At 69.2% G+C, this 21,030-nt stretch carries 14 protein-coding genes and 2 pseudogenes; 8 read left to right on the top strand and 8 right to left on the bottom strand.

The window, feature by feature from the left end; genetic code table 11:
* Window positions 1-116: 116 nt before the first annotated feature.
* Window positions 117-683 (bottom strand): TetR/AcrR family transcriptional regulator, encoded by a 567-nt coding sequence (locus BCF44_RS22660; RefSeq protein WP_246015413.1) that lies wholly within the window; start codon window positions 681-683, stop codon window positions 117-119.
* A gap of 118 nt (window positions 684-801) precedes the next feature.
* Here BCF44_RS22660 and budC point away from each other — a divergent pair, with 118 nt between their 5' ends.
* Both budC and BCF44_RS22670 read left to right on the top strand, forming a co-directional pair.
* Complete coding sequence (gene budC, locus BCF44_RS22665) at window positions 802-1,563, top strand: meso-2,3-butanediol dehydrogenase (RefSeq protein ID WP_116176339.1); 762 nt, start codon at window positions 802-804, stop codon at window positions 1,561-1,563.
* Window positions 1,564-1,574: 11 nt separating this feature from the next.
* Window positions 1,575-2,546 carry an alpha/beta hydrolase fold domain-containing protein gene (locus BCF44_RS22670; RefSeq protein WP_116176340.1) on the top strand — a complete coding sequence of 324 codons (972 nt, stop codon included), beginning with the start codon at window positions 1,575-1,577 and terminating at the stop codon, window positions 2,544-2,546.
* 29 nt (window positions 2,547-2,575) lie between these two features.
* On the opposite strand, the gene BCF44_RS54790 is transcribed toward BCF44_RS22670, so the two are convergent.
* Window positions 2,576-2,884 carry a hypothetical protein gene (locus BCF44_RS54790; protein ID WP_147328592.1) on the bottom strand — a complete coding sequence of 103 codons (309 nt, stop codon included), beginning with the start codon at window positions 2,882-2,884 and terminating at the stop codon, window positions 2,576-2,578.
* Between the two features lie 1,130 nt (window positions 2,885-4,014).
* A complete protein-coding gene (locus BCF44_RS22675; RefSeq protein WP_116176341.1) occupies window positions 4,015-5,070 on the bottom strand; it encodes a radical SAM protein in 1,056 nt (351 codons plus the stop codon).
* Between the two features lie 346 nt (window positions 5,071-5,416).
* Here BCF44_RS22675 and BCF44_RS22680 point away from each other — a divergent pair, with 346 nt between their 5' ends.
* Together BCF44_RS22680 and BCF44_RS57705 are read left to right on the top strand one after the other, a co-directional pair.
* Complete coding sequence (locus tag BCF44_RS22680; RefSeq protein ID WP_147328593.1) at window positions 5,417-7,231, top strand: ABC transporter ATP-binding protein; 1,815 nt, start codon at window positions 5,417-5,419, stop codon at window positions 7,229-7,231.
* Between the two features lie 586 nt (window positions 7,232-7,817).
* A pseudogene (locus tag BCF44_RS57705) lies at window positions 7,818-8,735 on the top strand (ATP-binding cassette domain-containing protein); the annotation flags it as partial.
* Window positions 8,736-8,981: 246 nt separating this feature from the next.
* Here BCF44_RS57705 and BCF44_RS22690 read toward each other — a convergent pair.
* The 4 genes from BCF44_RS22690 to BCF44_RS58585 form a co-directional block, all read right to left on the bottom strand.
* The gene (locus tag BCF44_RS22690; RefSeq protein WP_170217685.1) at window positions 8,982-11,498 is read right to left on the bottom strand and encodes a LuxR C-terminal-related transcriptional regulator; all 2,517 of its coding nucleotides are present in this window, start codon (window positions 11,496-11,498) and stop codon (window positions 8,982-8,984) included.
* 149 nt (window positions 11,499-11,647) lie between these two features.
* Entirely contained in the window at window positions 11,648-11,785 is a 138-nt protein-coding gene (locus BCF44_RS55600) for a hypothetical protein (protein WP_170217686.1), read from the bottom strand.
* Window positions 11,786-11,994: 209 nt separating this feature from the next.
* Complete coding sequence (locus tag BCF44_RS22695; protein WP_170217687.1) at window positions 11,995-12,930, bottom strand: multinuclear nonheme iron-dependent oxidase; 936 nt, start codon at window positions 12,928-12,930, stop codon at window positions 11,995-11,997.
* A 93-nt stretch (window positions 12,931-13,023) separates the two neighbouring features.
* Complete coding sequence (locus tag BCF44_RS58585; RefSeq protein ID WP_281283143.1) at window positions 13,024-13,149, bottom strand: hypothetical protein; 126 nt, start codon at window positions 13,147-13,149, stop codon at window positions 13,024-13,026.
* A 717-nt stretch (window positions 13,150-13,866) separates the two neighbouring features.
* Between BCF44_RS58585 and BCF44_RS22705 the strand changes: the two genes are divergently transcribed.
* The 4 genes and pseudogenes from BCF44_RS22705 to BCF44_RS56745 all read left to right on the top strand — a co-directional run bounded on the left by BCF44_RS22705 (window position 13,867) and on the right by BCF44_RS56745 (window position 17,994).
* Complete coding sequence (locus tag BCF44_RS22705; protein WP_116176346.1) at window positions 13,867-16,659, top strand: AfsR/SARP family transcriptional regulator; 2,793 nt, start codon at window positions 13,867-13,869, stop codon at window positions 16,657-16,659.
* 185 nt (window positions 16,660-16,844) lie between these two features.
* Entirely contained in the window at window positions 16,845-17,282 is a 438-nt protein-coding gene (locus BCF44_RS22710) for a transposase (protein WP_116176347.1), read from the top strand.
* A 138-nt stretch (window positions 17,283-17,420) separates the two neighbouring features.
* A pseudogene (locus BCF44_RS59250) lies at window positions 17,421-17,576 on the top strand (F0F1 ATP synthase subunit A); the annotation flags it as partial.
* A 214-nt stretch (window positions 17,577-17,790) separates the two neighbouring features.
* A complete protein-coding gene (locus BCF44_RS56745; RefSeq protein ID WP_281283144.1) occupies window positions 17,791-17,994 on the top strand; it encodes a hypothetical protein in 204 nt (67 codons plus the stop codon).
* 274 nt (window positions 17,995-18,268) lie between these two features.
* Here the strand turns inward: BCF44_RS56745 and BCF44_RS22720 are convergent, their stop codons facing one another.
* A complete protein-coding gene (locus BCF44_RS22720) occupies window positions 18,269-20,104 on the bottom strand; it encodes a S53 family peptidase (protein WP_170217688.1) in 1,836 nt (611 codons plus the stop codon).
* Window positions 20,105-21,030: the final 926 nt, after the last annotated feature.

The raw sequence follows: 21,030 nt of genomic DNA on the forward strand, positions 1-21,030 counted from the left end.
GCTGCCCCACCTGATCGCTCATGCCTATTAGCAGGCCCGCGGACCGGAGCGGAGCCGTGCCGCGTTTCGTTGTGTCCGAGGCCGTCGTCTCCGTCAGCCAGGAGCCCGATCTGGCCTCACCTCAGGGCGTTCGCGGCGAGTCTCAGATCGGTGAAGGCCTGGTCGAGGTGGATGTGGAGATCGTCGGTGCGGTCGGCTCCCCACCGGCGGATCGCGATCGAATACGTGTCCATGCCGATCTGCGCGCACAACGCCGCGAGCTGCTCGGCGACACCGCGGGCGCGGAGGGCGTCGGTGAGCGCGTCGACCAGGGCCGCGTTCTTGGCCAGCGCCCGCTCCCGCAACGCCGGGGTCGCCGCGATGACCGGATGTCGTCGCTCGGTGATCGGCCGGTTGTGCTCGATCAGCGGCACGGCCTGGTGGAACGCGGCCCGCAGGGTGGGGAGCGGTTTGGTGCCGGCCGGCACCGCGGCGACCGCGGCGGTCAGCAGCTCGCACAGCTGGGTCTGGCCGTCGAAGAAGACCTCGCGCTTGTCGACGAAGTGGCGGAAGAAGGTCCGCTCGGTGACCCCGGCGCGGGCGGCGATGTCGCCGGCCGTGGTCTTGTCGTAGCCCTGATCCAGATACAGCTCAAGCGCGGCCTCCTGGAGCCGCAGCCGCACCTCGTCGGCATTGCGTGGCACGAGCCCACCCTAGTCGATCGTCAGTGACTGACGCAATCTTGCGTCAGTCACTGACCCATCGTATCGTCAGTTACTGACACCTATTTGTGTCAGTAACTGACGAAAAGAGAGTCATCTCATGGAACAACGCTTCGCCGGCCGAACGGTCGTCGTCACCGGCGCCAGTTCCGGCATCGGCGACGGCATCACCCGGCGGTTCGCCGCCGAAGGGGCCAACCTCGTGCTCGCGGCCCGACGCCAGGACCGGCTCACAGCCCTGGCGGCCGAGCTCGGCACGGACCGAGCGCTCCCCGTCGCCACCGACGTCACCAACCAGGACCAGGTCCAGGCGATGATCGACGCCGGCGCCGCCCGGTTCGGCGGCATCGACGTCCTGGTCTCCAACGCCGGCGTCGGACTCGGCAAGGAGTTCGCGGAGACCACCCTCGCCGACTGGCGGCTGATCATGAGCACCGACGTCGACAGCTGCTTCTTCGGCGCGCAAGCGGCCCTGCCGCACCTGAAAGCCAGCCGCGGCAGCATCGTGCAGATCGCCTCGGCCTCCGGGCTCGGCGGCGACCGGCGGCTCGCCGCCTACAACGCCGCCAAGGGCGCGGTCGTGAACCTCACCCGCGGACTCGCCTTCGACCTCGGACAGTTCGGCATCCGGGTGAACACCGTCGCCCCCTCGCTGACCGGGCCGGCGGAACTCGCGACGACCCACTCGGACCTGATCGAGCGCTTCAACCAGCGACGGGCGCTGCGCGGCTTCAGCACCCCGGCCGACATCGCCGCCGCGGTGAGCTTCCTGGCCTCCGACGAAGCGCGCTTCATCACCGGCACGATCCTGCCCGTCGACGGCGGCGTCACCGCCGGCAGCGGCCAGCCTTCCCTGTTCTGAAAGGACTTTCCATGCCTGGCGCCACCGACGCTCTCGATCCCGAACTCGCCGCCGCCTTCGCCGCGATGCCCAAGGCCGCGAACGGCACCCTGCTAGACCTCTCCGACATCCCCGGCCTGCGCGCACAACTGCGGGCGGCGACCGCGCAGCGGCCCGCGACCCCGCCGGACCCCCGCATCGCTATCCAGACGCTGCGGATCCCACGGACCGACGGGACCGAACTCGAAGTCGTCCTGTACCGCCCGTCCGACGCCGACCGCACGCGCCCCGCCCTGCTCTGGTTCCATGCCGGGGCGCAGGTCCTCGGCGATGACGCCCACGGTGACGACGCGTATCACACTGGACTGGCCCTGGAGCTCGACTGCGTCCTCGCCGCCGTCGTCTATCGGCTGGCGCCGGAGACCCCGGCACCCGGTGCCGCCGAGGACGGCTACCTCGCCTACACCCATCTCACCCGGCACGCGGCCGAGCACCGGATAGATCCGGACCGGATCGGGCTGGCCGGCGCCAGTGGCGGTGGGGCGCCGGCCGCGGCCACCGCGCTCATGGTGCGCGACCGGCACGATCCGCGGCCACGCCTGCTGTCGCTGCTCTATCCCATGCTCGACGACCGCATTCAGACGCCGTCGAGCACGGAGACCGCCGCCGAAGTGGTCTTCACGCGCCGGGATTGCCAGCTCGCCTGGGCCGCCGTGCTCGGCGACCGCCGCGGCACGCAGGACGTGCACCCGTACTGCGCACCTGGACGCGCCACCGACCTGGCCGGCCTGCCCGACACCTTCATCGCCGCCGCCCAACTCGACGTGCTGCGCGACGAGGGCATCGACTTCGCGCGCCGACTGCTCGCCGCCGGCGTCCCGGTCAACCTGCACCTCTACGCCCGAGCGTTCCATGCCTGGGACCGATTCGCGGCCACCTCGGCACTGGCCCGCTCATTCGAGCTGACCTGGCGTGACTTCCTCCGCCGGCACCTGCATGCCTGATGCGGAGTCGTGTCCGCTCTGGCCGAATCTCACACAGCTACTATCTCGACCTTGCCTGGCCGGGCATCGGTCGTACCGCCATTCAACAAGTAGCCGCAGACCGCAAAGGCGAATGACCGGTCCAGTTGGCCGATCCGGGCTCGACAATACCGCAGCACGATCGGCCTGATCGACTCCGGAACCCGTTGCGTGGCAACCAGGTCACGGCCTACGGCAGCGGCGACCAGCTGATCAAACTTCTCGTGGCGTGGGATGTATCGCTTCACCGGTTTCGGCGCTGGCGCCTTCTTGGGCGGCTTGATCGGCTGTGCTGCGGGTTCCTCGTCACGGACCAGCACCGCCAGCGCCGCGGTTTTGGTTCCGAGGCTGCCGGCAGGCCTTCGACGCGCTCGACATCAGCCTGGCCAATGACGACTTCGCGTACATACAGGGCCTCCGCTCCCAGGCGATGACCGAGGTGTACCGAGACGGACACGTGGTCGGTGCAAACCGTGCGTGGAGTGAGTGCATGCGGACCAAGGGCTATGCCTACCCTGGCCCGTTGGCGCCGGCGCGTGACAGGACATTGCTGGGACGAGGACTGCCCGTTCCTGCCGGCGCCGAACTGCCGCCGCCCTCGCCCGCCGAGAAGGACGCAGCAGTCAGCGACGTGAGGTGCAAGCTCACTGTGGGGTATCTACGGACTTGCGCCGTGGCCGCCGCCGGCTACCAGCGCCGCCTGATTGAACGCGAAGGTCAGCGGTTGTAGAAGGTGAGAGTGGACTGGCGGCACCTGCTCCACCGCGTCGACATGACTCTCAGCGACCAGCACTGATCTGTTGCGTCTCAGCCGGCAACGACCTGGGTGAGCCTTCACGACCACCACCCGCTGCTGCCGGCCAACTGCCGCCGGATCCAGCTGCAGGATCCACTGAACCGGGAATCAGCCCTCGAGTGCGCGGCGTGAACCCCGGGTTTGGCCCCGGCGGGTAGTGCTTCATCACCATCGATGCAAGACTCCAGTCCACGCGGACCATTCAAGCGGGACGCGCTGTGGCGGATGACTGAGCTTGCGCGGCCTGGGTGATGGGCGAGGAGGAGGCGACGCCGTCGCCCGGCATGGAGATGTGCCGCTGGCGTCACAGCGGGCTGTGGGGCATCCGTCGCCAGGTGCCTACTGCGCAATCGCCAAGCGTGCCTATCCTCGAAGGCCTCCACCACCCGACGCCGACGTCGTACGCGCACTGCTGGCCGAGTGCCGGCCGGCGCCCGGGACCATGCCTACCCGTCGGGAACCGACCGCGTAGGAAGGGACAAGCTGACGGCACGTCCTCGGGTAGCGAGCTGTGTCCGCGCTCGTCCCGCGCCGGCCCGCTGGTCGTTCGCGCCGGGTGCGCGGGACGGCCCTGGTGTGTTCGTCCTCGGTGGACTGGACCGCCAGCGGGCGCGGCGAAGGGCAATTACCGGACCGGTGAAGCGATACGAGCCACTAGCTCGCGGCGACGACCGGCAGCGGGGTGTGCGGCGGGCGCTTGTCGATCCGGGCGCGGTCCTCGTCGGAACCGAAGTGGTAGTCGATGGCACGAGTCGCGACGGCCCAGTCCCGACGGGTGTGGATGCTCCTGAGGGTGTCGAGCACGAAGGGATCGTCCCAGCGGGCGCGGGCCCGCCGCCAGAGGACGGCCGCGTCCTCCTCGAGCAAGTTTCCGACGATGCCCTCGTAGACGGGCATGGCCCGGACGCCGCCGTCGGGCTCGATCTCGAGCGGACGGTAGCTCGGGGTCTCGGAGATGAAGGTCGGATGGATCTGGACGCCGAAGTTCTCGGTGGTTTCGACCTCGACGGTGGCCGGGGCGGCGTGCTGTAGGCGGCTGCGCATCTCATCCGAGACCAGCTCGGCGACCTGGTCGTCGCTGGGGAGCTCGTGCTCGACGAACGACTCCGTGCTGGCCAGGCCGGAGGGAATGACGGCGCCGAATTGCAGCGACTCGAGGTGCGGGAACCGGGGGGCCACCTCGGTGCAGAACTCCTCGAGGTGGTCGACGTTGCTGCGGATGACGACGCAGTCGATGCCGAACCGCAGGGGCTTCTCGCCGGCGTCGACGCGGCGTCCGGCCTCGGCGTCGATCATCGCGAGGGATTTCATCGCGCGGTCGAAGGACCCAGCCCGGCCGCGGATGGCGTCGTGCACCGCCGGATTCGGGCCGTCGACGCTGACGACGATCTTGGTGACCACGTCGGCGAGAGCGGAGAGCAGCGTTGGCTGGAGGTTCCAGCCGCTGGTGTAGACGAACACGTTCACCCCACCCTCGGCGAACCGCTCGGCGACCTCGGCGAGGTGTCGCAGCGCGGTCGGTTCGCCGCCGCACAGCGAGATCATGTGCGGCTGGAGGGAAATGATCGCATCGGTGATGCGGAGCGCGTCGTCGCGACCGATGACCTGCGGAGCGCGTCGCCCCGACTCGGTGAAGCAATGGGTGCAGCGCAAGGGACATGCGTAGGTCATGTCCCAGACCATGACGTTCGGACCATCGATGAGTTCCATGACACGCACGGTAAGAACAGCACGCCGCGCGTGCGTCGGTATGCGGGTACGCAAAGTCCGCGCTCGGTACGCACCGCGCGGGACGGCGTTGCGGCGGTCGGCTAGGTATTCCCGTCGGGCTTTGGGTAGTGCGGTACCGATGTCCGGTGGCCCGCGGCGGCCTAGCTTCGAAACGGGCGTGCTGTTCAGCGCCACGGACGAAAGGTGGTGAGACATCATGGCTTTCCCTCCGACGACCCTCGGCGGCACCCGCTGATCGACAACCGGTGACACGGTGGTCGCCTCCGACAGCGAGGCGACCACCGTGTCGTCTGTGGACAGTCCGAGTCGATGAAACGGGTGGAGCATGGCAACAAGCAGTGGCAGTGCGGTGTTGACGCTCGTCCGGCAGTTGCCGCGGATATCCGGCGGCCTCACGGCTGCGCTGATCATGCTCATCGCCGTGCAGGTCGCCGCGAGCGTGCTGCTCCCGCTGGCCGCCGGGCAGCTTGTGGCCGCGCTGACCGGCGGTGGGCCGTCCGCGATGCCGGGCGTGCTGCTCGGCCTCACGTTATTCTCCTGCGTGCTGCTGTCCGACGTCGTGTTCGATCCCATCCGGGCGATGACGTCCGCCCGATTGGGCACCGCCGTCGACGGCGCGATGACCCAGCGGACGGTGGAGGGCGCGATGCGCCCGGCCGGCGTCGCGCACCTGGACGACTCCGCGGTGGCCGATCAGATCGAGCGCGCCCGCGCGATCGGGCTCGGCGGATACCCACCAGGGCAGGCGGTGATCGCACTGGCGGGGCTCGTGCCGCTGCGGTTGGGTGCGGTCGGGTCCGGTGTGGTTCTTGCCGTCGCCGGGCACTGGTGGATGTCGGTGGTGCTCGGTGCGGCCTGGGCGATCACCGGACACTGGCAGCAGCGTGAGGTCGAGCGCTCGGTGTCCGCGCACGGCGCGCAGACCGCTGAGCTCCGGCGCGCGGCCTACCTGCGCGACCTGGCGGTCACCGCGCCGGCGGCCAAGGAGGTGCGGCTGTTCGGGATGCACTCGTGGATCCTGGAACGGTTCACCGCCGCGTGGTGGGACGGCATGGTCCAGCTGCGCCGGGCCACGACGAACTGGCGCCTGCACAGCATCGCGATCCTGCTGGTGCTGATCGCCCACGCGGCTGTGCTGCTGCCGCTGGGCTTCGCCGCGGCCCACGGCGACCTGCCGGCCGACCAGCTCGCCGAGGCGTTGCAGGCGATGCTGGGGTTGTGGGCGTTCGGGTACACCGGCGACCTGGTCTGGATGCTGCACATCTCGAGCGCCTCCGTGCCCGCTGCGGTGGCGGTCTCCGGACTCGGCGTGGCGGCGACCGGCGGCTCGCGCGACGCCGAGGGATCGCCCCGCGCCGAGATCCGGTTCGAGCGGGTGCGGTTCGCCTATCCCGGCGACCGGCCCGCGGTGCTCGACGGGCTTGATCTGGTGATACCGGCGGGGTCGTCGCTGGCCATCGTCGGCGACAACGGCGCCGGCAAGAGCACGATCACCAAGCTGCTGGCCGGACTGTACACACCGGACAGCGGCCAGGTCCTGGTCGACGGATATCCGCTCGGCGACTACGAGCCGGCCTCCTGGCGGCGGCAGCTCGCCATGGTGTTCCAGGACTTCGTGCACTATCCGTTCTCGATCCGGGACAACATCGGTTTCGGCCGCGTCGAGGCGCCGCCCACCGACGAGCGGGTGGCCGAGGCGGCTCGACTCGGTGGCTTCCTCGGCGTGGAGGCCGACCTGGCCGACGGCTGGGACGCTCGGCTCAGCGCCGAATACACCGACGGCACGGAGCTGTCCGGTGGGCAGTGGCAGCGGCTCGCGTTGAGCCGCGCGCTGTTCGCTGTGCGCCAAGGCGCCCAGGTGCTCGTTCTCGACGAGCCGACCGCGCACCTGGATGTCCAGGCCGAGCACGACCTGTACGCCCGATTCCTGGAGATCACCGCAGGCATCACCACGATCCTGGTGTCCCACCGCTTCGCCACCGTCCGCCTCGCCGATCGGATCGCCGTCGTGCGATCGGGACGGATCAGCGAGTACGGCACCCACGAGGAACTGCTGGCCGCGGGCGGCCGGTACGCGCGGATGTTCCGCATCCAGTCCGAGCCGTTCGCCGCGAAGGGAGGAACCCGCCGTGCGCACTAGCCTCGCCGCCGTCCGGGTACTGGTGGGCACCGCGATTCGGGTGGATCCGCCGCGCGCGGTGCTGGTGCTCACGCTGACGCCGCTGATCAACATCCTCGCGGGCGGGCAGCCCATCGGCATTCAGTGGATGGTCGACGGCGCCACCGGGAGACAGCTCGGCCAGGCGGTCGCCGGCGCGTTGCTGCTCGTGGTGATCACCATTGCGGCGCACCAGATCACCAGCGTTGCCACGGACCTGCGGCTGGTGCTCGAGCAGCGGGTCGCGCTGGAGTTCGACCGGCGGCTGATCACCGTCTGCGCCGGCCGGGCGCACATCGATCACTTTCAGGACGCGGAGTTCCTCGATGCCGCCGAACTGGTCCGGCAGCGGCGCGGTCAGCTCGGCGGCGCGCTGTCCGCGTTCGTCGAGAACGTCAACCTGATGGCCAGGTTCGTCGGGTCCGCGGGGCTGCTGGCGCTGGCGAACCCGGTGCTCGCGCTGCTGCCGCTGTTCGTCGTGCCGCTCGCCTTCGCCATCCGGTGGCAGTCGCGGCTGGTCAGCACGGCCGAGCAGGCCGGCGCCGAGACCGACCGGCTGCGCCGGTCGATGTTCTCGCTCGCGACCGATCCGGCCGCCGCCCGAGAGTTGCGGCTGTACCGGCTGTCCGGCGAGATCGGCGCCCGGCATCGGGCCGCGTTCGCCGCGGCGAGTGGGCCGAGGGAGGCGGCGCGGCTGAAGGGTGCGCTCGCCGTCGCGGCCGGCTGGCTGCTGTACAGCATCGGCCTGGTCAGCGGACTGTTCCTGGTGGCCCGAGCGGTGATCGACGGCACCGCGTCCGCGGGGCAGGCGGTGCTCGTCGTGCTGCTCGGCACCCGGCTCGTCATCGCCACCACGGGTTTGGGTTGGCTGTTCGGCTGGCTTCGGCGCACGCTGGACACCATCGGGCTCTACCTGCGGCTGGTGCGGTACGCCGAGGATGCCGACGAAAGCAGGGAAACGGACCGTCCCAGCCGGGGTGATCTCGTGCTGCACGGGGTCAGCTTCAGCTACCCCGGTCGGCCGGTACCCGCGTTGGGGCCTATCGACCTGAGGCTGCCGGCCGGCTCCACGGTCGCGGTGGTAGGCGACAACGGCGCCGGAAAGTCCACCCTGGTCGCACTGCTCGCCGGCCTGTACCCGCCGTCGTCCGGCTCGATCACCCTTGCCGGCCGGAATCTGGCCGACACCCCGCCGCAGCTGTGGCGGCGCGACATCGCCGCGTGCTTCCAGGACTTCTGCCGCTTCGAGTTCTCGGCCGGCGAGACGGTGGGTGTCGGCGACCTCACCAAGCTGGGCGACCCGGACGCGGTGGCCGGCGCCCTTGCCGCGGCCGGCGCAGCCGACGTCGTCGCCGGCCTCCCGTCCGGTGTGGACACTCAGCTCGGGCGGACCCTGCCGGGTGGCACCGATCTGTCCGCCGGTCAGTGGCAGAAGCTGGCGCTGGCCCGAGCGCGGATGCGGACCGAACCCGCGCTCGTGCTGCTCGACGAGCCCGCGGCCAGCCTCGATCCGGACAGTGAGGCCGAGCTGTTGCGCCGGCTGCTCGCGGCCGGCCCGACCCGAGCAGTGATCACGGTGATCGTGTCGCACCGATTCACCACCGTGCGCGAGGCGGACCTGATCGTGTTGCTGGACAAGGGCGAGCTCGTCGAAGTCGGGACGCACGCCGAGCTCATCGCCCGGGACGGTCGGTACGCGCACATGTACGCGCTGCATGCCGCGGCGTACACGTCAGCGGCCGAAGGGGAGGTCGCGGCGGGAATGCACTCCGATCTTGTGGTAGATCCGCGACAAGTGGCTCTGCACGGTGCGGACGGAGATGTTCAGGCGGCGGGAGATCTCCCGGTCGGTCAGTCCGCTGCCGGCCAGTGAGGCGACCTCGATTTCCCGCGCGGTGAGCTCGGCTGGCGCCGCGGCCGGCGCCGCGATCCGCCGTCGCAGGCGGCTGACCAGCGCTGCCGCCCGAGGACCGTCCGGCGCGGACGGTGCGGCCGGGTCGACCAGCTGCCAGGCCCGCCAGGGCAGGTCGAGCGCGTCGAGCCGGGTCGCGTGGTCGATCAGTTCCGCCGCATCGCCGCGGTGCAACGACAAGGCGGCCTCGGCGACCGCGACGAGGCGGGCCGCGTCGATGCCACGAGTGACGGTGGCGAGCCGGTTGGTCACATGGCTCGGCGCCCGGTGGCGGGTGAGTTCCATGGTGTAGGCCAAGTACTCCGCCTCGATCGCCAGGCAGCCGGCTTCCCTTGCGTCGCGGGTCGCGTCCTCGATCGCCGTCAACGCGGCCTCCCGCTGGCCGCGGGCGACCGCGATCGCCGCCGCGGCACGGAAGGTCAGGCCGGGAATGACGGCGACGCGATCGGGCCGGCCGGTGCCGAGCACCTGCGCGGCCGCATCCGGTTCACCGTACTCGGCGAGGCAGATGGCCAGCCAGCATCGGGCCTCGGTATGGAACAGGCGCTGCCCGCCGGACTGTTGGACCACCGCCTCGCGGAGCCGGGCGATGGCGCCCGCGCGGTCGCCACTGAGCCACCGCTGGTGGCCGGCGAGCAACGGCCAGTCGAACAGCGGACGCCCGGCGGTCCGCATCCCGACCGGCAGCTGGCCGGATCCCGGTGCGCTGTGCGGTATCGGCGCGTCGTGGTCGCGCCACTGGTCGATGAAGCCGAGCACGGCAGCGGCCGCGCCGGTCGCGTAAGCCACCTGGGAGCGCTGTTGCGTCCCAAGCTGGGCCAAGGTCGCCCGTGCGGCAGTGGTCTGTCCGGTCAGGGCGAGGGCGGCGCCCAGCGCCAGCCTGGCCGGCACGGACTCGGGCGAACCGGTCAGCACCTGCTCGGCGCGTCGCAGCGCGTGCGTGGTGTGCCTCCCGAACAGCAGCACTAGCGCGTCGAGCCCATCCAGCGCGGCCCGACCCGCGCGAGCTCTTGTCACGGCGCGCAGGCTTGTCAGGTCCTGGTGTGCGCCGGCTGGATCGCGGTCCACCCAGCATCGGTGCGCGGCCAGGGCGAGACTGACGCGAAGCCGGCCGCCCTGAGTGCCCGCCGCGTCACGCGCCTGCTCGAGCATCTGCCGGGCCCCGGCCGGATCGCCCAGTTCCACCAGCGCATTGGCGAGTGGCACGGCGGCGGCGTCGGAGTTCTCCATGGCGCGCCGAGCGAGCCGTTGGGCCAGCTCCGGATCGTCCTGGTAGCTCGCGTCGGCGGCGTGGATGAGCAGCCGGGTGTCGACCGGGCCGCCGGCGTCCAGTTGCCAGCGCGCCCTGGTCACCAGGTCGACCGCGGCCGGGTCGGTCACCGCGAGCAGGTGCGCGGCCAGTCGCCGGCGGCGTAGCCGGGGAAGGCGGCTGCGGAGCAACGCCGCGAACAGTGGTTGCTCCAGCCGCACCACGATCTCCCCGTTCAGATCGGTTGTGTGCAGCATGCCCTTGTCGTCCAACGCCTCTACCCCGTCGGAGGCCATGCTCTCCAGCGCTGTCAGGGAAAGCGGCTCGCCCAGCGCTACCGCGTCCAGCGCGTCGGTCTGCCCGTCGGGCACCTCGCGCAGGCGCCGGTCGAACAGCTCGACCAACCGGGGCGGCACGGCCAACGGGCCGCGCCACCACCACAGGCCGTCCCGCTGCACCAGTCGCCCGGTCGATTCGGCGAATCGTATGAGCTCGGTCAGGTACAGCGGGTTGCCGCCGGTCCACTGGTGCAGCAGCTGCACCGTCGGCATGGCCACCTCGCCGCCGACCATCCCGCCCGCCAGTTCGGCGGTGCCGCCGACGTCGAACGCGGACAGGTCCAGCCGGCGGAGGTAGCCGTCCTTCCACAGCGCCACGACGGCATCCGGCATCGCCGCGTCCAGCCGGGCGGTGACCAGCAGCCGCACGCCCGGGTGGCTTGCCAGCGTCAGTGCCTTCGTCGCCGACCAGTTGTCGAGGTGATGCGCGTCGTCGACAACCAGCACTGGCGTCCGCGTGCCGGCCCGCCGGACGAGCTCCGGCAACAGCCGGTCCGGTCGGCCGTCGCCGTCGAACATGGCGCCGAAGACGCCGAACGGCAGCTCGCGGCCAGCTTCCGTGGCCACCATGCGGATCACGGCGTAGCGCGTCGGGTCGAGCCGGTCGGCTATGGCGGTCAACAATGCCGTCTTACCCACGCCGGTCGGGCCGACAATCGCCGCCCCCCGTCCGCTCACCACGGCGGCTGACGCACGCTCCTTTTCCCGATCCCTGGCCACGAACTGGGTGGGGATCACACCATGCGACATTCGTGCTCCTCTGCCCCCACGGCACGATCGGCTGATCGAAGTCGGTGAATTCGAGCCGGCCCGCAGTTTCCGCCGTCGACGGAATGGATTCCCGATGATGCCGGCACCGATGGGTGCGGCGGGCCGGGCAGTGCCGGTGCCAGCAACCCTCAGCGGCCCGTCGCAATGCGCAGCGCCATGGCGCGTGGCTGGGCGATGGTGTCGGTCGGCCTGCCTGAGGGTCTGGAGACGGCCGCCGTGCCCGTGAGCATGACCGCAGCGGCGCCGGCACACAACAGGAATGTCATCGTCTGATTCTGATCCAGGCGGGAACGTCTCGACACCGTTCGCGATGGAATACGCCCTTAGGGGCATCAGCATGCTGGCGGGTTCACCGTATTTCTATTCACCCGGTCAATGCAACGGCCCGTTCTGCGTGGTCCATTCCCGCACGTCGTCGACCCGCTGCGCCGGCCACCGCTCGCTCGTCGCCGCCCCGCCCGCATGGTCGGCGCCATCACCACGTCTTGAGCGACGTTCCGAGGTAGGAGACGAAGGCGGCGACGTTGGCGGACGCGCCGCCGGGTGGTTTGGGCCAGGATTCGGCGCAGTCGGCGAACAGCGGGCCGAGGCGATCGCCGAGCTTGGCGGCGAGGGCGGGCGCATGGCGGGCGACTGCGCGAGATCGCTTGCGGCCCAACGCGGATCGGGCGACACCGACTCGGTGGGCGTCGAAGTCCGGCGGCGGCTCGGTCAGCCCTACCAACGCTTCGGCCAGCCGGGCCTGCATCGCCGCCAGTTCCGACCGAACAGCCGGCGCGACGGACGGCTCCGGCCGCGACGGGAGGCGGACCAGGTTGCGCGGTAGGGCCGCGGGCGGACCGGTGTTGGGTGGCTCTCGGCCGGCGGCGGTTCTGATGGTGGCCAGTTCGGCGGAAAGCGTTGCGGCGGTGGGATAGTTGCCGTCGCGCTCCAGCATCACGGCGGGCAGCGACGTTCGGTGGGCGAGTTCGGTCAGCAGCGCCAGGATGGGTTCGGGCACCGGCGCGGTGTGCGTGTCGTGCCACACCCCGTCCCGTAACTCGCCGCCGGCTACGTGCACGTACGCGATCCGGTCCAGCGGCAGCGCGTCGAGCGCGGCGCTCGGATCGGCGCGGAAGTTGATGGCGGAGCTGACCAGGTTCGCGTCCAGTTCCGCCTGCTCGTGAAGGTAGTTCAGGAACGAGAACCGGCTCTGCGGGTTTCGCAGGGTCACCAGGTCCTTGAGGAACGACACCTGGCTGCGCACCCACTGCAGGAGCAGGCTTCGCTGCCACTTGACGTCCGGACACTGCTCCAGCACCAGGGTGTTCGTGGCCAGCTCCGGCACCCCGGACTCCTCGATCGCGACGGCGAGCGCCAGGTTCGACGGTCCCGCACTGATCATCAGAACATCGACATCTTGCTTGATCACATTTCCACCTGATTGTTAGGTCGGCTGGCTCGCCGAGATCCTTGTGGCTGTATGCCGAACGTCACTGGGCCGCGGTAGGCGCGGCGGCCGGAATCAACTCTTCTCGCGGCCCGTCGCCCCGGTGATGCCGAGCGACAGCGCGAACGACGGCGTGCCGCCCAACAGATAGGCACCCGCCGACTGCAGGATGCGGTCCTGCGCGACGACGTGCTGGCACATCGTGTGCGCAACATTTCGACCACGCTTGCCGGCAAACGCCGCTCGCGCTCGACCTCGGCCGCGTGCTCGCGCAGCAGCGGCGCGATGGCGTTTGCGCGGGCCAGGATTTCCGCTGCGGACGAGGCCGCTGCCACCGTGTCGGCACCCGCGTCTGTGGCTGTCATTCTTTTGTGTCCCCTCGGCTTCGCTGATGTCACCACGATTCAAGCCACCGCGATGGCTGGCCGAAAGCATTAATAGGCTTCTCGGGTCTCGCCATGACGGACTCTCTCCCCATACATCGACTCGACTACATCGCATACACCGCTGGATGCCCGCCGCGGCAGCCGCGGGGGCGTGTTGACGCCGGTGTCGGCTTGTCGCCACCGATGCGGCGAAACTCCAGGTACACCAGAGTAAGGAGAGCCTTGCTCGGTTGGATCCTCACCGAGCGATCCCTGACCGAGCGAAGCGAGTACTGCGAGTAGCCGTGCGAGATCATGTGTCATGCGAATCCTGCGCCCCGTTGCATTTAGTGGGTGCCGTACCACGGTCGTGGTGTCGGCTTCCACGGCCCGACCGATCCCCTCCGCCAGTCGGGCCGCCGCCGGAACCACGATGCGCCGACACCCCTGACCACACCTTGGCGAGAACCTTGATGCGGCAGGTCAGGACCGCTGCGCCCACGACCAGGGCCCGGGGATACGCGGGAGTTGCATGACACCTAGGGAGCCGCCTATGGCGGAGGAGTTCCGAGTACTCGGCCCGGTGACGGCCTCCAGCGACGGCCGCCCCGTCGAGCTCGGTCCCGCGCAGCAGCGGTGCGTACTGGTCACGCTGCTGGTGCAAGCCAATCACCCCATGCCGGTCGAGCAGCTGGTGGACCGGGTCTGGGGGCACGACCCGCCGCAGCGCCACCGCGAGGTGCTCTACACCTACCTGTCCCGCCTCCGGAAAACCCTAGCCGGTACCGGGGTGACGATCACCCGCTGCGGCGGCGGCTACCTGCTGAGCGTCGACGAGGCAGCGGTGGACCTGCACCGTTTCCGCCACCTGGTCACCCGCGCCCGCGCGAGCCCGGACGACCAGCAAGCCCTGGCATTGTTTGACCAAGCCCTCGGCCTATGGCGGGCAGAGGCCTTCGCCGACCTGGACACCCCCTGGCTGGCAGGCCTCCGCGCGACCCTGGACGCCGAGCGGAGGGCCGCCGAACTCGACCACACCGACACCGCGCTGCGCTGCGGCCGGCACACCGAACTGCTGCCCGCACTGGCCACCCGCGCCGCGCAGCACCCACTGGATGAACGCCTGGCCGGCCAACTGATGCTCGCCCTGTACCGGTCCGGCCGGCAGGCCGACGCCCTGCAGCACTACCATCACAGCCGCCAACGACTAGCCGAGGAACTCGGTACCGATCCCAGCGCGCCACTACAACAGCTGTACCAACAGGTCCTGACCGCCGACCCGCACCTGGCCAGCCCGACACACGGCACGGCCAGCCACCGCCGACCGCCGGTGCCGCACCAGTTGCCGGCGCCACCACGATGCTTCACCGGACGTACCAGCGAGCTGGCCGCGCTCACCCAAGCCCTGGACGCCGGCTCAGAGGCGGGGGCGACGGTAGTGATCTCCGCCATCGGTGGGGCGGGTGGGATCGGCAAGACCGGGCTGGCTCTGCACTGGGCCCACCAGCACCTCGACCGGTTCCCCGACGGGCAGCTGTACGTGAACCTGCGCGGCTTCGACCCCACAGGCGAGCCGATGCCGACGGAGGCCGCGGTGCGCGGTCTCCTGGACGCCCTCGGCGTGGACTCCGGCGCGATGCCGGTCGACCTGGATGCTCAGGCCGCGTTGTACCGCAGCCTGGTGGCCGGCAAGCGGATGCTGATCCTGCTGGACAACGCCGTCGACGCCGCCCAGGTCGCCTCGCTGTTGCCTGGTAGCCCCACCTGCACGGTGGTGGTCACCAGCCGCAACCAGCTGACCGGTCTGATCTCCACCCACGGCGCCCGCCCCCTGCCCCTGGACGTGCTCGACGAGCCGACGGCTCGTGACCTGCTCGCGTACCGGCTGGGCGCGGATCGGCTGGCCGGCGAGCCGGAGGCCACCGCGGAGTTGCTGGCCTGCTGCGCAGGGCTACCGTTGGCGCTGAGCATCCTCGCCGGCCGCGCCCAAACCCACCCCGACTTTCCGCTGGCCGTGCTGGCCTCCGAGTTGCGTGATGCCAGTACCCGGCTGGGTGCCCTGGATGAGGACGTGCCGTCCGCCAGCCTGCCCGCGGTGCTGTCCTGGTCCTACCGAACCCTCACCACCGAGCAGGCGCGGGTCTTTGGGCTGCTGGGCATCGCCCCCGGCCCGGACATCAGCCTGCCCTCCGCCGCCAGCCTCACCACGCTGTCGCCCAACCAGGCCAGGGCCGCGCTGCGGGCCTTGGAGCGGGTCTCCCTGATCCAGCAACAGGTCCCGGGCCGCTACCGGATGCACGACCTAGTCCGCCTGTATGCCGCCGGCCAAGCCCACCACGACCAGCCCGAGGACGTGCGGGAGGCGGCGCTGCGACGGGTCCTCGATTTCTACATCCACACCGCCCACACCGCCGACCGCCTCCTGGATCCCCACCGACCGGGCATCCGGCTCGACCCGCCTGCCCCCGGCACCCACCCCCACCCCTTGCCCGACGCCCCGGCGGCGATGGCCTGGTTCGCCACTGAACACGCCAACCTGCTGGCCGCCCAAGAGACCGCCATCACTCACGCCTGGCACGGCGCGGTGTGGCAGCTGGCCTGGACCCTGACCAGCTTCCACCTCCGGCGGGGACGCCTCCACGACCAGTACGCCGTGTGCCGGGCTGCGGTGGACGCCGCCGAACACCTGTGCGACCCTGCCACTCGCTCCCTCGCCCACCGGCGCCTCGGCGTCGCCTACGCCGAACTGGGGCAGCACGAGGAAGCGGTCGGGCACCTGCACCAGGCCCTCGCCCTGGCCGAACACCACCCTGACTCCACCGAACAGGCCCACACCCACCACCTGCTCGCGGTCGTGTGGGAGCGGCGCGGGGACGACCGACGGGCCCTGGACCACGCCACCCGGGCCCTCGACCTCTTTCGCGCCCTCAACAATCCGGTGTGGGAAGCCCGTGCGCTCAACGGGGTGGGCTGGTTCGCCGCCTGTCTGGGCCACTACGACACCGCCCGCGCCCATTGCCAGGCTGCCCTCGCCCTGCACCACCACGACGACCCCGAGGGCGAGGCGCTCACCCTGAACAGCCTGGGCTATACCGATCACCACACCGGCCACCACCGCCAGGCCATCGACCGCTACCAGCACGCCCTCGATCTGTTCCGCAGCCTCGGCGACACCTACGAAGCCGCCGACACCCTCGATGGCCTGGGGCACCCGCATGCCGCTCTCGGCCAACACGAGCAGGCCCGCACGGTGTGGCGGGAAGCCCTGGAGCTGTATCGGCAGCAGGGGCGCATTGCCGATGCCGAACGGGTGCAGCGACAACTCGACGCACTCGACCACGAGTAGGAGCCCCCCAAAAAAACCAGGCCACGAGTTCGCCCGATGGGCCGGGTCCCGGCCTCCGCTGAAGAAATGTCAAGAATTGAGAATGATCTTGGGTGACAACCTGTGAGACAACCTGTGGGGTTCAGAAGTCGGCCCACGTATTCAACCTGTAGCGGATACGTGACAGGCGGGGCATGACTCCAGCCATGGCGCTGCGTCTGGTCTACCTGATCTTCCTCAGGCTTGTGGGCCTGTTGGCTGGTGCTGCTCGGCCGTCAAAACGGATCAAGCCCAGCAAGGCCGACTACATGCGGCTGCTGTGCGCGGTGCACGCCGAGCTACGCGCACCGCTCATCTTGGTTTGGGACAACCTGAATCACCACGTCAGCGCCGCGATACGCCGGTTCGTCGATGACCACGACTGGCTGACCGTGGTTCAACTGCCGTCCTACGCGCCGGAGTTGAACCCGGCCGAGGGCGTGTGGTCGCACGTCAAACGCGGTATGGGCAACCTCGCCGCCTGCGGCATCGATCAACTCGCCGGGATCGTACGGAGCCGGCTGAAGTCCACGCAGTACAGGCCGGCGCTGATCGACGCGTTCGTCACCGAGACCGGCCTGGTGATCCAATCTCAACCTCCATGATCACCTCGACCTTTCATCCTCGGTACTCCGCTTCGAGCTGTTCTGACGTCCAATGGCGACACGCTGCTGGCCAGCCCCGTCACCGCCGCGGTCCTCATCGCCCTGGCGCTGGTGCTGCGGGCGGAGATCACCGCAGGCGTGCCCAGCGGCGTGCAGCTGTTCTTCGAGACGATCACCGCCGCAGTGCGCCAGCAGGTCGACAGCATCATCGGTTTGAAGGTCGCGCCGTACGTCGCGCCGTTGGCGATGTCGCTATTCGTCGACGTCCTGGTCGCCAATTGGCTGGACGTGCTGCCGGTGCAGTTCGGCCGGCATGACCTGAATCCGCCGCCTGTCTCGGACGTGAACTTCACCCGTGGTTCAACGTCGCCGGCGTCCGTTGGCGCGGCGCCAGCGGCCACCTGGTCCGGTCGGCGGAGAGCCACGTCGCGTTCCTCGCTCCGATCAACATTGTCGAGGAGCTCGCCAAGCCGGTCTCGTTGTCCCTGCGAATGTTCGGCAAGGCAACGTGTTTGGCAGGACCGTGATGGTGTCCCTGATCATGATGTTCCCACCCTACTTCCTGTGGGCGCCGAACGTGGTGTGGAAGCTCTTCGACGTGTTCGTCGGTCTGATCCAGGCAATCATCTTCGCCTTGTTGACGATCCTCTACTTCAGTCAGGCGACGGAGCTGCCAGACGGGCACCACCGCTGGCCCACCTCACCACCGTGAACACCGCGCGGGGGATGGACCGGATCCGCGCCGCGCTTGGCGAGCCCAAGAATCTCCTACTACGGTGCGTCCTGCGGCAGTTGCCTCCGCGCGGCATTCGCCTCTCGTGCTCGGCGAACTGTCAGACGCCCCCCAGATCGTTCATGTTCGCCACGTCCGTCAACGTCCGTTCCCGTTCCATCCGCACCAGCCAGACCACCACGAGCACCGGCTCAGCACCGCACGCGAAGCGGTGCCGGTTCGGGTGAACCGGCACCGCGACAACAACGCCGTGTCAGTGCTTGCGCAATGCGGTGATGAAGCTCTGGCCGTTCGGTGTGCCGACACCGGTCATGGTGTCGTAACCCGCGGCAGTGACCTGATTGGTGGACGCCGTGTCCTGGTCGTCGAAGGTCCACACTGTGGGCGGAACTTCGGGAACCGCCTCATTCTTCGGGACGTAGACGCCCTGGTACGCGGCGGGTGTTGCCGAGGTGATGGGCAACGGATCGGCCAGTGCGCTGCTGCCGGCCAGGGAGTACAGCAACGGGTTGATGAACCCCGAGCTAGCGGGCTGGCCCTGGTCGGCGGCTGCCACGATGCCGGCGACCAGCGGGGTGGACAGGCTGGTGCCTCCCACTGGGAAGACGGTGTAGGTGTCCGCGCCACCGTTCTTTCCCGGCTCAGTGGTGGCCACAGCCATGCCGGTGGTCGGGTCGGCGAGCGCTCCGATGTCCGGCACGACCCGGGACGGGCCGGGGCTTTGGTTGCCCGCGCCTGGCGAGGTCATCGAGTCGGGCACGACTTTCCTCTGGTAGTCGGGCTCTTTCCACAGCAGGCTGGCGCCACCGCCGGCAGCGGCGCCGATGCCCCGGTCGGTGTAGGTACCGTCGCCGTTGACGATGTGTACGTCGTCCGACCAGCCAGTCTCGAACAGACGGTTGGTTTTCGCGTCGAGGCCGAGGGTGGTGCCACCGACCGCGGTCGCGTACGGGTCGGACGACGGGACATCCACACCTGGCCTGTCACCGGACGCGAAGTACATACCGACGCCTTCACCAGCCGCACGCAACAGGATCGAGTGCATGACGTTGACCAGCGTAACGGGGACGCCATCAGGGCCCAGTCCCCAGGAGTTCGAAGTCGCCGACGCGAGTGGCCGGCTGCCGTCGCCGTCCAGGACGGCGTTTTCCGCGTCGAACAGACCCTGCACACCACCGGTCTGGGTGTTGCAGCTGTCCGCGCCGACGAGCAATTGATGTTGGTCGGGCGCCATGGCGTAGCTGGACTCGATGTCCAACTGCTCCTCGATGTCGAAACCGTTGCCGCAGGCGTTGCCGGCGCCCAGCGACAGCTCCGAATAGTTCTGCGGCTTGGGGGAGGGCAGACCGCCGGCTGCGGCCCACTTGGTCAGGGTCTGGAACATCTTGTACGGCGTACCGATCTCGATGTAGGCGACGGTGACGCCCGTGCCGGTGTTGGCGTCGGCCATGCCGTACGCGGCGCGCAGCTGGCTGCCGTTGTAGCCGCAGATGTAGGTAGGGAAGCTGGTGTTGCCGTCGATGGCGGGCAGGCCGGTCTGGACGTTCTGGCCGTAGTAGTTGGAGCAGTTGTCGGCTTTGGCCCTGATCTGCGCCGCGGTGGGCTTGACTGTAGCCAGCGCAGTCTTGGGCCGGATGTTGTCCAAGCCGCTGACGCCGATCACGTCACCGGCGATCGACGCGGGCAGGGTGATGTCGCGGTCGTTGGAGGAGACCGGGTTCGACTGGCCAGCGACGCGGAACTGCTTCATCTGCACGTGGAAGGCGTTCTGCACGGTTGAGGTCGGCGCGGTCGCCTGAATGTATGAGCGCTGCGGGTCTGGCTTGATGTCGGTGAAACCCTGCTGGCTCAGCCATGAGGAGACTGCGCTGGCCCTCGCCGCGCTTACGCCGAACTTTGCCGTGTACGCGCTGGGGCTGAGATACTTGTGGAAGCTCACACTCTTCGGGTTGCTGACCGCGTCCGCGAAGGCGGTCGCTGCGGTCTCGTTTCCCTTGAGCCACAACTGAACGGTCAGGCTCTGCGCTGGCGGCACGTCACCCACTGCGGGACCCGCCGAGGTCACCGCGTCCGCGACCGAACCGGGCATGATCACCCCAGGCGGCGACGCCTGCGCGACACCGATGCCCCCGCCGAACAGTCCGGCGAGGCAGCATGTCACCACGACGGCTGTCCTGTTTCGCCGTGAATTGACTCGCATTCAGGTTCTCCTGTCGATTGAATACCTTGTGTCAGGTTGACGCTGACACTTGACACCTGCTTCTCCGGCAATAACGCCTATGTCCAGTGCGGCGACGCCGAATTCATGTCGGTCGACCGTCTGGCATGGTTGCGATGGTCACTCTTTGCTGTTGGTGGTTCGTTGGCGGCCCGGTGATGAGGTTGTGGCAGGTCGCGCCGGTGACGGTCGAGGTGAACCGCGACGGGGACCAGGAGTCGCACCTGATCGAAATCCACGCGCGTGAATGTCGAATCCCCAAACTGATAGGTGCAACCCAGTCCTTGTCAGCTTGTTTGGGTATGCGCAAGTGGGACGACGATTGATCGAATACCGTCGAACTCTGGATTAAGACATCCAGTTCAGGTCTGGACACCTGTCTGTGTCCAGCGAATGGACACGTCCATGCCCCCAAGTGCTGTCCCCATTAAAACGCCCCAACTCATACTGTCGTAAGGGGCTATCCTCAGGGATAGGCGCGCAGGATGACGAACACAAGGGGCCATCCATGTGGCCCTCTTCATTGGTCGGTCACTGGCTAGAGTGCGCCACGGTTGCCCGAATATGTGTTTGACCAATCAAATGTATGTTTCTGCAGCGTGACGCCCGCGCCCCTTCGCTGCGACTACCATGACTGGCGCGCTTTCGCGTTATGTCTCAGGCCAAGTCCGTGGACAGTGACCGGCCGCACGTCGCAGATTGACGCGGAGCCCGAATGGGCGGTCAACCCCTCGCTGTCGCAATTCGTCGACGAGCCGCACCGGCGGTTCCGAGGCTTAAGGTTGACGCGAGAAGGC

It is taken from the genome of Kutzneria buriramensis (assembly GCF_003387475.1).
Taxonomy (GTDB): Bacteria; Actinomycetota; Actinomycetes; order Mycobacteriales; family Pseudonocardiaceae; genus Kutzneria; species Kutzneria buriramensis.

What these genes read in the sequence shown, in the direction of transcription:
- budC (WP_116176339.1), top strand. Translation starts at nt 802, where the DNA reads ATGGAACAACGCTTCGCCGGCCGAACGGTCGTCGTCACCGGCGCCAGT.
- BCF44_RS22670 (WP_116176340.1), top strand. Translation starts at nt 1,575, where the DNA reads ATGCCTGGCGCCACCGACGCTCTCGATCCCGAACTCGCCGCCGCCTTC.
- BCF44_RS22675 (WP_116176341.1), bottom strand. Translation starts at nt 5,070, where the DNA reads ATGGAACTCATCGATGGTCCGAACGTCATGGTCTGGGACATGACCTAC.
- BCF44_RS22680 (WP_147328593.1), top strand. Translation starts at nt 5,417, where the DNA reads ATGGCAACAAGCAGTGGCAGTGCGGTGTTGACGCTCGTCCGGCAGTTG.
- BCF44_RS22690 (WP_170217685.1), bottom strand. Translation starts at nt 11,498, where the DNA reads ATGTCGCATGGTGTGATCCCCACCCAGTTCGTGGCCAGGGATCGGGAA.
- BCF44_RS55600 (WP_170217686.1), bottom strand. Translation starts at nt 11,785, where the DNA reads ATGACATTCCTGTTGTGTGCCGGCGCCGCTGCGGTCATGCTCACGGGC.
- BCF44_RS58585 (WP_281283143.1), bottom strand. Translation starts at nt 13,149, where the DNA reads ATGTGCCAGCACGTCGTCGCGCAGGACCGCATCCTGCAGTCGGCGGGT.
- BCF44_RS22705 (WP_116176346.1), top strand. Translation starts at nt 13,867, where the DNA reads ATGGCGGAGGAGTTCCGAGTACTCGGCCCGGTGACGGCCTCCAGCGAC.
- BCF44_RS22710 (WP_116176347.1), top strand. Translation starts at nt 16,845, where the DNA reads ATGGCGCTGCGTCTGGTCTACCTGATCTTCCTCAGGCTTGTGGGCCTG.
- BCF44_RS22720 (WP_170217688.1), bottom strand. Translation starts at nt 20,104, where the DNA reads ATGCCCGGTTCGGTCGCGGACGCGGTGACCTCGGCGGGTCCCGCAGTG.